Genomic DNA, 12,287 nt, shown 5'->3' with positions numbered 1-12,287 from the left:
CGCTGCAGGCGGCGTTTCTTTGCCGGTGCGTTTCTTTCATCCCGTCCGCCGCGCTTTTTCGGTGCAGGACGCGCGCGAGTGCTTGATTCGCTTCATGGCGCGCGGGCACTTGCGATATAATCCCGCCTTGTATCGTTTCTCGATACGAAATGCGTCGACGAAGACAGCGGTGCGCAGGCGAAGCCGTCAGAGAAGGGCTCCTAGGCTGGAAGAGCCCGGCGAAGCGCTCACCGATTCCCTTCCGAGCAGCAAGGCTGAACGCGGGGTGCGCGGTCTTGCGGCATCGCGCGGCATGCGCCGCCGGTGTCGCGCGGCGGCACGGATGCTCAGTAGGCGTTGCCGGGTGCTCCCGTCACAGAGCGAACGAGTGGGCGGCAGCCCGCACGCGGAACCGATAGCGTTTCGATGCGTCCGACCGAGGCGCGTCGTGCGCGGAATCGATCGCGTCGCGCGGCCGTCAACCAAGGTGGTACCGCGAAAGCCTTCTTTCGTCCTTGGATGCGCATCACGGATGCGCCGGGATGGAAGAAGGCTTTTTTCGTTGTCGGGGTTTTACGCCGGCAGCAAGGCACGTGAACCCCGGGCAAGGGCCCGTTCGAAGGAAAGGCGAAGGTGACATGGCGATAATCGACGAACTTATCGATTTGAAGGCCGCGACGCTCGAGCAGATCGCGCAGGCCGGCGACACGGCCGCGCTCGAGAGCGTGCGCGTCGGCGTGCTGGGCAAGAAGGGCACGCTGACGGGCTATCTGCGCGGCATGGGACAGCTCGCTCCCGAGGATCGCGCCACGGTGGGCAAGACCGCCAACGAGGTGCGCAATGCCGTCGAGACGGCGCTCGAGGCCCGCAAGGCCGAGCTCTCGCAGGCCGAGCTTCTGGCCAAGATGGACGCCGAGGCCGTGGACGTCACGCTTCCCGGCCGCGTGCAGCAGATGGGCACGCGCCATCTGATCAGCGGCATCATCGATGAAATCTCCGACATCTTCTTGGGCATGGGCTATTCGGTGGCCCAGGGCCCCGAGGTCGAGACCGACTATTACAACTTCCAGGCGCTCAACGCTCCTGAAGACCACCCGTCCCGCGGCATGCAGGACACCTTCTACATGGTCGACCGCTCGGGCGACCATGCGGCGGTTCGCGGCGAGTCGAAGGTCTTGCTGCGCACCCAGACGTCGGGCGTGCAGGTGCACACCATGGAAGACCAGAAACCGCCGATCTATATCATCGCGCCGGGCAAGGTGTATCGCCGCGACGTGGCCGACCCCAGCCACCTTCCGCAGTTCCACCAGGTGGAAGGCCTGGTCGTCGACGAGGGCATCACCTTCGGCGACCTGAAGGGCACGCTCGAGTACTTCTGCAAGCAGATGTTCGGCGAAGACCGCAAGACGCGTTTCCGCGCGCATTACTTCCCGTTCACCGAGCCTTCCGCCGAAGCCGACGTCAGCTGCGGCGTGTGCGGCGGCACGGGCCATCTGCACAACGGCGAGCGCTGCCGCATGTGCAAAGGCACCGGCTGGCTCGAGATCTTGGGCTGCGGCATGGTCGACCCCAACGTCTACGGTTTCGTGGGCATCGATCCCGAAAAGTATTCCGGCTTCGCGTTCGGCATGGGCGTCGAGCGCATCGCCTGCCTGAAATACAACGTGCCTGACCTGCGCATGCTTCTCGAAGGCGATATGCGCTTCCTGCGTCAGTTCTAGGTTTCGAAGGGAAAGATCACGATATGAAGGTTTCTCTGAAGTGGCTGTCCGACTACGTGGACGTGCCCGGTGACATCAAGGAATTCTGCGACCGCCTGGATCTGACGGGCACGGGCGTCGAGGGCGTCGAAACGCTCGGCGCCGCGTTCGACGGCGTGGTCGTGGGCCATGTCGAGACGTGCGAAGACCACCCCGATAGCGACCACATGCATGTGGTCACGGTGAACGTGGGCGGCGAAGAGCCCATCCAAATCGTGTGCGGCGCCCCCAACATCGCCCAGGGCATCAAGGTTCCCGTGGCCACCGTGGGCGCGGTGCTGCCGGGCGATTTCAAGATCAAGAAATCCAAGCTGCGCGGCGTGGTGAGCTGCGGCATGTGCTGCTCCAAGCGCGAGCTGGGTCTCGGCACCGAGCACGAAGGCATCTGGGTCCTGCCTGAGGATGCCGTCGTGGGCACGCCGATCGCCGACTACCTGGGCCTCACCGACACGGTGCTCGACCTGGAAATCACGCCCAACCGTCCGGACTGCCTGTCCATGGTGGGCTTCGCGCGCGAGGTGGGCGCCATGTACGGCCGCGATTGGTGCGAGCCGACCGCCGAGCTGGAAGAGACGGGCGATAAGACGGCCGACGCGGTGAGCGTCGAAATCGTCGAAGCCGAGCGCTGCCTGCGCTACACCGCGCGTCTGATCAAGGACGTCAAGGTGGGCCCGAGTCCCGAGTGGCTCGTCGAGCGCCTGACCGCCATCGGCCAGCGTTCCGTGAACAATATCGTGGACGTGACCAACTACGTGCTCTTCGAGTTGGGCCAGCCGCTGCACACGTTCGACTTCGATACGCTCGACCTAGAAGACGGCAAGGCCCGCATCCTGGTGCGCGCCGCGCAGGATGGCGAGAAGTTCGTCACGCTCGACGGCGAAGAACGCGAGCTCACGTCCGACATGACCGTCATCGCCACGCCGAAGCGCGCGGTGGCGCTCGCGGGCGTCATGGGCGGCCTCGATTCCGAGGTCACCGACGCTACGGTGAACGTCCTGCTCGAGACGGCCGCGTTCGAATCGGGCCGCACGAGCCGCACGAGCCGCAATCTGGGCCTGATCAGCGAGTCTTCGCTGCGCTACGAGCGCCGCGTCGACGACAACGGCATCGATGCGCGCGCCGATTACGCGGCGAGCCTGATCGCCGAGGTCGCGGGCGGCACGGTGTGCGAGGGCCTCGTGGACGTGTGGCCCGGTGAAAGCGACGATTCGCGCGCATTGGCGTTCCGCATCGACCGCTTCCAGAAGATGATGGGCGCCGACATCCCGGCCGACTTCATCGTCGACTGCCTGACGCGCCTGGGCTGCGGCGTCTCCGAGCAGGCCGAGGGCGTGCTCGCGATCGAGGCTCCGACGTTCCGCCCCGACCTCGAGCGTGAGATCGATCTGTACGAAGAGGTGCTGCGCCTGTATGGCATGGACCGCATTCCCTCGACGCTTCCCGCCGGCCGCGGCCGTCTGGGAGTGCGTACGCAGCGCCAGGCCGTCGACGCCAAGCTGCATGCCGCCCTGTCGGCATGCGGCATGAACGAGACCATGACCTATTCGTTCGCCGCCGCCGACGACGTCGCGAAGCTGCGCATGAGCGAAGAGGGCCTGGGCGAGGCCGCCGAGCTGATCAATCCGATGAACGCCGACCAGTCCTGCATGCGCCGCACGATCGTGCCCGGCCTGCTGCGCAGCGTGGCGTACAACCAGAGCCGCGGCGTGAGCAACATCCAGCTCTACGAGATGGGCACGGTGTTCTTCGCGCACGAGGGTTCCCAGAAGCCCAAGGAGCGCCGCAAGCTCGCGGGCGTTCTGGCCGGCGCCATGGGCGACGCGGCCTGGAACAACGCTCCCGCCGCGTTCGATTTCTTCGACGGCAAGGGCGTGCTCGAATCCATCGCGCGCGAACTGGCGCTGCCCAAGGTGCGCTTCAAGGCCCTTTCCGCCGACGAGGCTCCGCATCTGCAGCCCGGCCGCGCCGCCCAGATGCTTTCCGGCGGCGACGTGATCGGCTGGGTCGGCGAGGTCCATCCGCTCGCCGCGGCCGCCTTCGATGCGGCGGCGCCGGTCGTCGCCTTCGAGCTCGATATGGCCGCTCTCGAGCGCGCTTGCCGTCCCGCCCGCGATTACGTGGATGTGCCGCAATTCCCTGCGGTCGAGCGCGATGCCGCGTTCGTAGTGGACGAGTCCGTGACGCATGAGAAGCTGATGCAGTGCATGAGCTCCGCCGGCGGCAAGCTGCTGGAAGACGTGCGCCTGTTCGACGTCTATCGCGACGAAGAGCGCGTGGGCGCCGGCAAGAAGTCCATGGCCTATTCGCTGACGTATCGCGCGGCCGACCGCACGTTGACCAGCGACGAGGTCGACAAGGCCCACGAGCGTTTGGTCAAGAAGACCTGCGCGGCTACGGGGGCCGAGGTGCGCGGTTAGGAAATGGCTGCATTCGTTACGCCCGAGCCTGCCGCTCGGGCGTAACGGTCGCATGAGAAAAGCCCCGATGGCCGGCGCCGTCGGGGCTTTCGTGCGTAAAAGGGAGGCTTTTCGGCGCGCCGGCTTCGGCTGCCCGACGCGTTTCGGTGCTAGGAGATGTCGGCTAGCGTGGCGCGTGCGGCGACGAGCGCGGCCAACGGATCGAGGAGGGCTTTCTCGTGCGGCGCGATCGCGGCGAGGCCTTTGCGCGCCATGTCGAACAGCTCGTCGGCGATCAGGGCCGCTTCGCGTCCGTACACATGGGCGCGATAGCCGTAGCGCATGACCGCCTCCTTGGCGCGCCAGACGTCTCTGACGCCGATTTGCATGCAGGCCTCTTCGAGCGCCGCGAGGTTTTCGTCGTCATAGAACAGGCCCTTGATCAGCGCCGCGTAAGCGATCGCGTAGGGCACGGGCATGGAGTCGGCGGGGCGGATCTCGACGTAGGATTTCAGTCGCACGTCGGGGAACACCATAGAAAGGGCATGTTCCACGTCGGCGCGCGTCATGGGGGTTTCGGCGTGGATTTCGCCGAAGGGTCTGGAATCGTAATGCGCTTCGCCGTGCTCGTCCATGCGTACGATCGCGGGCGTGTCCAAGATGTAGTCGGCGTAGTCTTCGAAGCCGAACGGAGCGTCCAAAAGGCCCGGAACCGTGTTGCAGCGGTCGGGGTCGCAGTATTTCCACACTTCGGTGCGCATGCAGGCATGCGGGCGCGGGCCGCCTTCGAAGACGGCCGCGTTGTCGCAGATCAGCGCGAACAGCGGCGTGAGCACCGATGCGATGCGCATCTTGGCGATGCAGTCCGCTTCGTCGCGGTAGTCGATCGACACCTGCGTTGAAGCGCTGCCGCGCATCATGCGCGGCCCCCAGGGCGAGATGGCCGAGAGGTATTCGTTCATATAGGCGTAGCGCGCCTTGGGGATGAGCTCTTTGTCTGCAGCGCGGCCCGAGGGGTCGTATCCGATGGCGAGCGCGCGCCCGCAGACGGGCTGCAGCGCGTCTGCGACATCTGCCTCGAATTCGTCGAAGATGCGGCGCGCCGTGTCGAGCGAGCCGAAGGGGCCGGCGGAAAGCTCCAGCTGGGCGGCGGGTTCGATGGTCACGTTCATCGAGGGCTTGGCCACGCCTAAAAGGTCGCCGTCATGCACGGTGACGTCGGGGTAGCGCTCGGACAGGGTTTCCAGCACGTCGCGCACGCCGTGCGGCTGGCTGTACGAGAGCGGCTCGCCTGTTCCGTCTACGAGGAAATGCTCGAGTTCGATGCCGATCTCACGCGGGTCGGCCACCGCGCCTTCTTTGAAATAGGACACGAGGGCCGCTTTGTTGCGAGCGCGGGCAGGCTGTTCGTCGTGCGGCATGCGGCGGGCCGAAAAGATGTCGGATGCGTTCATGGTTGCTCCTCGATCGGGTTTTTCGGCTCATGGTATCGCACGCGCGGCTGCGATGCGATGCGGGGAGCAGAGGCATCACAGACCCGTCACCGGCCCGTTGACGGAAGACTCTTCGATGAATATTCATATATGCTACGATTCGATGACATAAAGCGCGCCTGCATGAATACTGCTTGAAAATTAATGCATCGTCCTGTATTTTCTCGTTGATGAATCTTGTTGGATTCGTTTCGCATTCCAATGCTTTGCATAAAATCGAGGGGAGAATTATGACGAAGCGAGCAGTGCGCCACGACGTGATCAGAGAAATCATCCGCCGCGGCAATATCAAGACGCAGCGCGACCTTGTCGAGCAGCTGCGCTCCGAAGGCTACGATTGCACGCAGGCCACCGTGTCGCGCGACATCGCCGGCATGGGCCTGGCGAAGTCGAGGGACGGCTACTACGTGCTTCCGGAAGACCTGCGCCTCCAGCGCATGGTCGGCGAGCTTGTCGAGGGCATCGAAATCGTGAACAACTTCCTGGTCGTGCGCACGCCTTCGGGCATCGCGAGCGGCGTGGCGGTGGCGCTCGATGCGGCGCAGCTCAAAGGCGTTGCGGGAACCTTGGCGGGAGACGATACCATCTTCGTCATGTGCCGCAGTTCGATCGAGGCCCAGGGCGTGGCGGAAGTCATCCGTCACCTGCAGGACCATCAGTAGCTGCGTGTCCGTCCGAGGTCCGCGCCGTATATTTTTCGATGTAACGGCTCGTCAACCTCGTGTGGAAATACCGGCGGCGCCTCGGGGCGCCGCCTTCTTTTTGGTATAGTGCGGTTTCACGGCACTATGAAAGGGTTCCGATGCATATGTCTATGAAACGAATGTCTCGCGTTTTCGCCTGCGCGGCCGCGGCCGTCCTGTTGAGCTTCGTCCTCGCGTCCTGCGGCGGCGACGGCCAGCAGAAGTCGCCCGCCCAGTTGAACCGCGAATACATGGCCTCCGTCAACACCATCAGCGCCGAAGCGGCCGATTCGCTTTCGTCGTTCAACGCGGCGGTTTCCGAGGGCGATCTTGCCGCCATGCGCCTGTCGGCGTCCGACGCGGCCAAAAAGCTCGAGAAGATCTCCGAGATGACCGCCCCCGAGCCGCTGGCCCAGGTGCACGAGGAATACAAGGCCGGCGTGAACGACCTGACCGCCGCCCTGTCCGAATACATCGAGGCTTATGCGGCGCTTCAGAGCTCCGCCGACGCCGCCGCGGCAAGCAAGGGCAGCACGCAGACTTCGAGCAGGAACCAGGCTCCCGCGCCGACCGTCGATACCGAGACGTTCGCGTCCCAGGTGGCGAATATCCAGGCCCGCTACGATAGCGGCATGGCGCATCTGGCCAAGGCCGACTCTATGGTGGCCGAACTCGCAGGCGGCGAAGCTCCCGCCAAAGACGAAGCCTCCGAGGCTCAGGGCGAGCAGCCTGCCGAAGAGCAGCCCCAGGAGTAATTCTGCCTGCGGCCTTTCATCCACCGCATCTTGAAGCCCGGCTCACGCCGGGCTTTTTCGTGCGCTTTTGCGCCGACGGGCGAATGCGCCGCCGTGTGCGGCGCCGCCTACGCTATGATGCATCGACCTGGTACGGCCCTTTGACGCGGCTCGCTTGAGCGTGTGGCCGGCATCCGTGCGAGGAATTTATATCTATACATCGTAAAGAAATGCCATTGTCGGGGTTTCGTCGATTTCGCTTCGGCCCATGCGTCCCGGTGCGGCATGCTTTCAAGGAGGGTATCGGCATGCAGGTCGATCTGCGTCAAGACGAATGCGCGGCAGGCGCCGGGCAGCGTACGTCCGAGGCGGGGGATGCGCGCACGAGCCGCACCGCCCGCGTGGTCGGGGCCGAAGGCGTCGAGCGCCTGGAGAATGCCACGGTGGCGGTGTTCGGCCTGGGCGGCGTGGGGTCGAGCTGCGCGGAGGCTTTGGCCCGCGCGGGCGTGGGCTCGCTCGTGCTGATCGATCGCGACGAGGTGGAGGAAAGCAACATCAACCGCCAGGCGCTCGCGTTCTACAGCACGATCGGCCGTAGGAAGGCCGAGGTCATGGCCGCCATGGTGCGCGACATTTCCCCTCATGCCCGCGTGACGGCCCACGACGCCTTCGTCACCGAGGACCGCGTCGGCGAATTCATCGACGATTCGGTCGACTACATCGTGGACGCGCTCGATACCGTGACCACCAAGCTCGCACTGGCCGCCTATGCGCAGCAGAAGGGCATCGCCTACGTGGGCAGCATGGGCGCGGCGAATAAGCGCTATCCCGAAGAGCTCCGCTTCGCCGACATCTATGACACGCGGACGTGCCCCTTGTGCCGCGCGGTGCGCAAGCAGGCGCGCAAGCGCGGCATCGAGCATATGCGCGTGCTGTATTCGGCCGAGCAGCCCATCGCCGTGGCCGCGGCGGAAGGCGCGCTGCGCAGGGAGCGCACCGAGCTGGGCACGTTCTCGTTCATGCCGCCGATCATGGGCCAGATGATCGCGGGCGACGTGATCAAATCCATCGTGGGCATCGAATAGCCCGCCCGCGCCGCCTCGCCGAAGCGCGACGCCTTGTCTGTTCTCCTTCTTGCGAAAGGACGTGAAATGAACGCGGAATTCCTTCCCGTCACCATGGAAGAGGCGCGCGAGCGCGGCTGGGACCAGGTCGATTTCGTCTACGTGTCGGGAGATGCCTATGTCGACCACCCGTCGTTCGGCGCGGCCATCATCACGCGCGTGCTCGAGGCGAACGGCTACAAGGTGGGCGTGATCGCCCAGCCCGATTGGAAAGACCCCGAAAGCATCTCGGTGTTCGGCGAACCCCGCCTGGGCTTTCTCGTATCCGCGGGCAATATGGACTCGATGGTGAACCATTACACGTCGTCGAAGAAGCCGCGCCGCTCCGACGCCTATTCGCCGGGCGGCAAAGCGGGCATGAGGCCCAATCACGCCGCGGCGGTGTACGGCAACCTCATTCGCCGGTCGTACAAGAACACGCCGATCATCGTGGGCGGCATCGAGGCGAGCCTGCGCCGCCTGGCCCACTATGATTACTGGTCCGACAAGCTCAAGCGCTCGATCCTGCTGGATTCGGGCGCCGATATCGTGTCCTACGGCATGGGGGAGCGCTCGATCGTGGAGATCGCCGACGCGCTGGCGAGCGGCCTTTCGATCGAGGACATCACGTTCATCGACGGCACCGTGTACAAGACGCGTTCGCTCGACTACGTCTACGACGCCGTGACGCTGCCTTCGTTCGAGCGCATGCAGCAGGACAAACTCGCCTATGCCGAAAGCTTCGGCGTGCAGTACCGCAATTCCGACCCGTTCACCGGCAAGCGTCTGGTAGAGGAGTATCCCCACGGCGTGTACGTGGTACAGAACCCGCCGTCCAAGCCGCTTTCGCGCGGCGAGCTCGACGCGGTCTATCGTCTGCCGTATGCGCGCACCTACCATCCCATGTACGAGGCCGAAGGCGGCGTGCCCGCCATCACCGAGGTGAAGTTCAGCCTGGCCAGCAGCCGCGGCTGTTTCGGGGAATGCTCGTTTTGCGCGCTCACCTTCCATCAGGGGCGCATCGTGCAGTCGCGCAGCAAGGAGTCGCTGGTCGAAGAGGCGAAGCTGTTCGCCGACGACCCCGATTTCAAGGGATATATCCACGACGTGGGCGGTCCGACGGCGAACTTTCGCGCGCCCGCGTGCCGAAAGCAGATGTCGCACGGCGCCTGCCCGCATAAAAGCTGCCTGTTCCCCGAGCCCTGCAAGAAGCTCGAGGTTGATCACGAGGACTATCTGGGCGTGCTGCGCAGCCTGCGCGCGCTGCCCGGCGTGAAAAAGGTGTTCATCCGCTCGGGCGTGCGTTTCGACTACGCGCTGGCCGATCCCGATGACACGTTCATCCGCGAACTGTGCGAGCATCACGTGAGCGGCCAGCTCAAAGTGGCGCCCGAGCACGTGTCCGACGCCGTTCTTTCGGTGATGGGCAAGCCGCGCAACGAGGTCTACGAGCGCTTCCGCAAGCGCTATGCCCGCGTGAACGCCGACCTGGGCAAGAAGCAGTACCTGGTGCCCTATCTCATGTCGTCGCACCCGGGTTCCACGCTCAAAGAGGCGGTCGAGCTGGCCGAATACTGCCGCGATCTGGGTTATATGCCCGAGCAGATCCAGGACTTCTATCCCACGCCGTCCACCATTTCGACGTGCATGTACTATACGGGCGTCGACCCGCGCACGATGAAGCCGGTCTACACGCCGAAGAGCACGCATGAGAAGGCCCTGCAGCGCGCGCTGATCCAGTACCGCGACCCGAAGAACTACGACCTGGTGGTCGAGGCGTTGCGCAAGGCGGGCCGCGAGGACCTGATCGGCTTCGACGAGCATTGCCTGGTGCGCCCGCGCAAGGGCGGCGGCAAGCAGGCGGGCGGACAGGGCGACAAGCGCGGCGGCAAGCAGGGCGCACAGAGCCGCTCCGGCGCGCGCGATGCCAAGCAGCGCCCGCGCAGCGAACGGGCGGATGCGCGCGACGGCAAACCGCGTTCCCGGAAGGCCGGTACCGATTCGCGCGATACCCGCGACGACCGCGGGCCCAAACGGAGCCGCCGTCGTCCCGAGGGGGCGGCGGGCGGGTCGCCTGCGCGTTCGAAGAAGGGCTCGTCGCGTCGATAGCGCCGGCGTGCCGATGCCGGTTCGGCAACGCATCGCTGCATTTCGGCCTATGTGCGCCTATCATGGATAAGGACGGCGTTTCCGCCGTTTCATACCGAGGAAGGACCCGACCTATGAGTTCTGAGGTCATCGTGCAGCCCAATGCCGTGGAGAAAGCCGCGGACGAGCGCGCCGCCGACGTGATGCTGGTCAGGGAGACGCTCCAAAAGTATCAGGCGGCCATGCGCCAGATGGAGGTCCGTTTCGAGGTCTTGGATAAAGACCTCAGCCTGAAGAAGAACCGCAATCCGATCCACCACATCGAGTCGCGCGTGAAAAGCCCGTCGAGCATCGTCGAGAAGCTGCGCCGCCGCGGCCACGAACCCACGCTGGCCAACATGGAGCGCTATCTCACCGACGTGGCGGGCGTGCGCGTGATCTGCTCTTACATCGACGACGCCTACGGCTTGCTCGAGCTGCTCGAGCATCAGGACGACCTGGAAATCGTCACGGTGAAAGACTACATCGCCAACCCCAAGCCCAACGGATACCGCAGCCTGCATGCCATCGTGCGCATGCCGGTGTATTTCATGGACAAGAAGGAGCTCGTGCCCGTCGAGGTGCAGATCCGCACCATCGCCATGGATTTCTGGGCCAGCCTCGAGCACGGCCTGAAATACAAGGCGGTCGACGCGGTCAGGGGCATCGATTCCTTCGACGAGCTGCGCGATTGCAGCCGCGTGATCGAAGACGTCGAGAAGCGCATGCAGATTCTCGCGCACGCGATGGACGACGAGCGCTGACTTCCTGCGCCGCGTCCGTGGAGCGAATGCGCACATCCTGTAACGCGCAGGTGACGTTTGCGTGAAAGCGTCCTGCGCCGCTTCCGCCGCGTCCGTGCGGCGCGTATCGTCATTGCGAAAGCGATGTCGAAAGGAGGGTGCATGGTTGAAGGAACGAAAGCGGTCGAAAAGGTCGAAACGTCGTTTTGGCGAAGCCTGTTCGACGACATATCCATCGCCCAGCTTCTCGCGGGCGCTCTGGCGGCCGTCACCTCGATGCTTCTGGCCTCCCGCATCGGCATCGCCGGTTCGGTGATCGGCGTGGCCGTGGGCTCGATCGTGTCGGCGGTCGCTTCGCAGGTGTACAAGAAATTTCTTTCGGCTTCGGCCGAAAAGCTTAAAGACATGGCGCCCGATCACGGGCCGTTCGCCCCGCCGTCGCGTCGCGCCGCCCAGGCCGACGATGCCGTGAGCGGCGCGCCCACGATGGCGATCGCGGATGTTTCGGCCGCCGAAACCATCGCGATTCCCGCTGCCGTTTCGGACGACGCATCGGCAGGCGTCCAGGGAGGCCCCGCATCGGCGCGCGCCGAGAAATCCGATTCCTATGCCGAGGCGGCCCGCGCCCGTTCGCGCGCCGCCCGTGCCCGCAAGGCGAAGATTCAGCGCAACGCGGTGATCGTGGCGGCCTTGAGCGCACTGCTGGCGATTGCGCTGAGCGCCGTGGTGATCGAGTTGGCGACGGACGGCCAGGGTATGGGCGCCAAGCCTGAGCCGATCGTGCCCTCGACGCTTCTGAGCGCTCCTGCGAAGGATGCCGTCGAGCCCGCTCAAGGCGGCGAGGCTTCTGGCGCGAACGGTTCGTCTGACCAGGGAGGCGCTGCACCGCAGGCTTCCGCCTCGAACGAGGAGTCGGCGCAGGGCGGTTCGTCCGATGCGCAGGGTTCCCAGACAACCTCGCCGGATGGCCAGCAGAGCGGCTCGGCTCCGTCGGAGAGCGGAGCCGTGTCCCCGAAGCCTGGCCAGGGCGACGCCGGTTCGTCCGGCTTGCAGGGTTCGGCGCCGTCGGGGCAGGGCTCGTCTTCGGGTTCGGGCTCCGCATCGGGCGGCTCATCCGATGCGTCGGGTTCGGCGCCGTCGGGGCAGACGCCTCCTCCGGGCGCTTCGTCGGGTTCGTCGGGCCAGGCCGATTCGTCGACGGGCGGGCCTGCCGCAAGCGTCGTGTTTCTGTAGCGGACGCTTTCCGCGCGCCGTGCGCACGCGTATTCG

At 65.2% G+C, this 12,287-nt stretch carries 9 protein-coding genes; 8 read left to right on the top strand and 1 reads right to left on the bottom strand.

Annotation, left to right across the window (positions count from 1 at the left end):
• Window positions 1-617: 617 nt before the first annotated feature.
• Both pheS and pheT read left to right on the top strand, forming a co-directional pair.
• The gene (pheS, locus tag DMP07_RS03730; RefSeq protein WP_123197803.1) at window positions 618-1,700 is read left to right on the top strand and encodes a phenylalanine--tRNA ligase subunit alpha; all 1,083 of its coding nucleotides are present in this window, start codon (window positions 618-620) and stop codon (window positions 1,698-1,700) included.
• A gap of 23 nt (window positions 1,701-1,723) precedes the next feature.
• Window positions 1,724-4,156: a phenylalanine--tRNA ligase subunit beta gene (gene pheT / locus DMP07_RS03725; protein WP_123197802.1), complete on the top strand. Its 2,433-nt coding sequence runs from the start codon at window positions 1,724-1,726 to the stop codon at window positions 4,154-4,156.
• Between the two features lie 149 nt (window positions 4,157-4,305).
• Here pheT and DMP07_RS03720 read toward each other — a convergent pair whose 3' ends face one another.
• A complete protein-coding gene (locus DMP07_RS03720) occupies window positions 4,306-5,589 on the bottom strand; it encodes a glutamate-cysteine ligase family protein (protein ID WP_123197801.1) in 1,284 nt (427 codons plus the stop codon).
• A 269-nt stretch (window positions 5,590-5,858) separates the two neighbouring features.
• Here DMP07_RS03720 and DMP07_RS03715 point away from each other — a divergent pair, with 269 nt between their 5' ends.
• From DMP07_RS03715 to DMP07_RS08755, 6 genes are all read left to right on the top strand, one after another.
• Window positions 5,859-6,290 (top strand): arginine repressor, encoded by a 432-nt coding sequence (locus DMP07_RS03715; protein WP_123197800.1) that lies wholly within the window; start codon window positions 5,859-5,861, stop codon window positions 6,288-6,290.
• A 146-nt stretch (window positions 6,291-6,436) separates the two neighbouring features.
• The gene (locus DMP07_RS03710) at window positions 6,437-7,066 is read left to right on the top strand and encodes a hypothetical protein (RefSeq protein WP_148039637.1); all 630 of its coding nucleotides are present in this window, start codon (window positions 6,437-6,439) and stop codon (window positions 7,064-7,066) included.
• A gap of 287 nt (window positions 7,067-7,353) precedes the next feature.
• Window positions 7,354-8,130, top strand: a complete 777-nt coding sequence (locus tag DMP07_RS03705; RefSeq protein ID WP_123197798.1) for a tRNA threonylcarbamoyladenosine dehydratase — start codon at window positions 7,354-7,356, stop codon at window positions 8,128-8,130.
• Window positions 8,131-8,196: 66 nt separating this feature from the next.
• On the top strand, window positions 8,197-10,257 hold the full coding sequence (locus DMP07_RS03700; RefSeq protein ID WP_123197797.1) for a YgiQ family radical SAM protein: 2,061 nt from the start codon (window positions 8,197-8,199) through the stop codon (window positions 10,255-10,257).
• Window positions 10,258-10,370: 113 nt separating this feature from the next.
• Window positions 10,371-11,039: a GTP pyrophosphokinase gene (locus DMP07_RS03695; RefSeq protein WP_244594840.1), complete on the top strand. Its 669-nt coding sequence runs from the start codon at window positions 10,371-10,373 to the stop codon at window positions 11,037-11,039.
• Window positions 11,040-11,180: 141 nt separating this feature from the next.
• Window positions 11,181-12,251, top strand: coding sequence for a hypothetical protein (locus tag DMP07_RS08755; protein ID WP_161957013.1), 1,071 nt, complete (start codon window positions 11,181-11,183; stop codon window positions 12,249-12,251).
• The last annotated feature ends 36 nt before the right edge of the window (window positions 12,252-12,287 follow it).

The organism is Slackia faecicanis, assembly GCF_003725295.1.
In the GTDB taxonomy this organism is placed as follows: Bacteria; Actinomycetota; Coriobacteriia; order Coriobacteriales; family Eggerthellaceae; genus Slackia; species Slackia faecicanis.
The sequence above is the reverse complement of the archived record's forward strand: the minus strand, read 5'-3'. Positions and strand labels throughout refer to the sequence as shown.

What these genes read in the sequence shown, in the direction of transcription:
- pheS (WP_123197803.1), top strand. Translation starts at nt 618, where the DNA reads ATGGCGATAATCGACGAACTTATCGATTTGAAGGCCGCGACGCTCGAG.
- pheT (WP_123197802.1), top strand. Translation starts at nt 1,724, where the DNA reads ATGAAGGTTTCTCTGAAGTGGCTGTCCGACTACGTGGACGTGCCCGGT.
- DMP07_RS03720 (WP_123197801.1), bottom strand. Translation starts at nt 5,589, where the DNA reads ATGAACGCATCCGACATCTTTTCGGCCCGCCGCATGCCGCACGACGAA.
- DMP07_RS03715 (WP_123197800.1), top strand. Translation starts at nt 5,859, where the DNA reads ATGACGAAGCGAGCAGTGCGCCACGACGTGATCAGAGAAATCATCCGC.
- DMP07_RS03710 (WP_148039637.1), top strand. Translation starts at nt 6,437, where the DNA reads ATGTCTATGAAACGAATGTCTCGCGTTTTCGCCTGCGCGGCCGCGGCC.
- DMP07_RS03705 (WP_123197798.1), top strand. Translation starts at nt 7,354, where the DNA reads ATGCAGGTCGATCTGCGTCAAGACGAATGCGCGGCAGGCGCCGGGCAG.
- DMP07_RS03700 (WP_123197797.1), top strand. Translation starts at nt 8,197, where the DNA reads ATGAACGCGGAATTCCTTCCCGTCACCATGGAAGAGGCGCGCGAGCGC.
- DMP07_RS03695 (WP_244594840.1), top strand. Translation starts at nt 10,371, where the DNA reads ATGAGTTCTGAGGTCATCGTGCAGCCCAATGCCGTGGAGAAAGCCGCG.
- DMP07_RS08755 (WP_161957013.1), top strand. Translation starts at nt 11,181, where the DNA reads ATGGTTGAAGGAACGAAAGCGGTCGAAAAGGTCGAAACGTCGTTTTGG.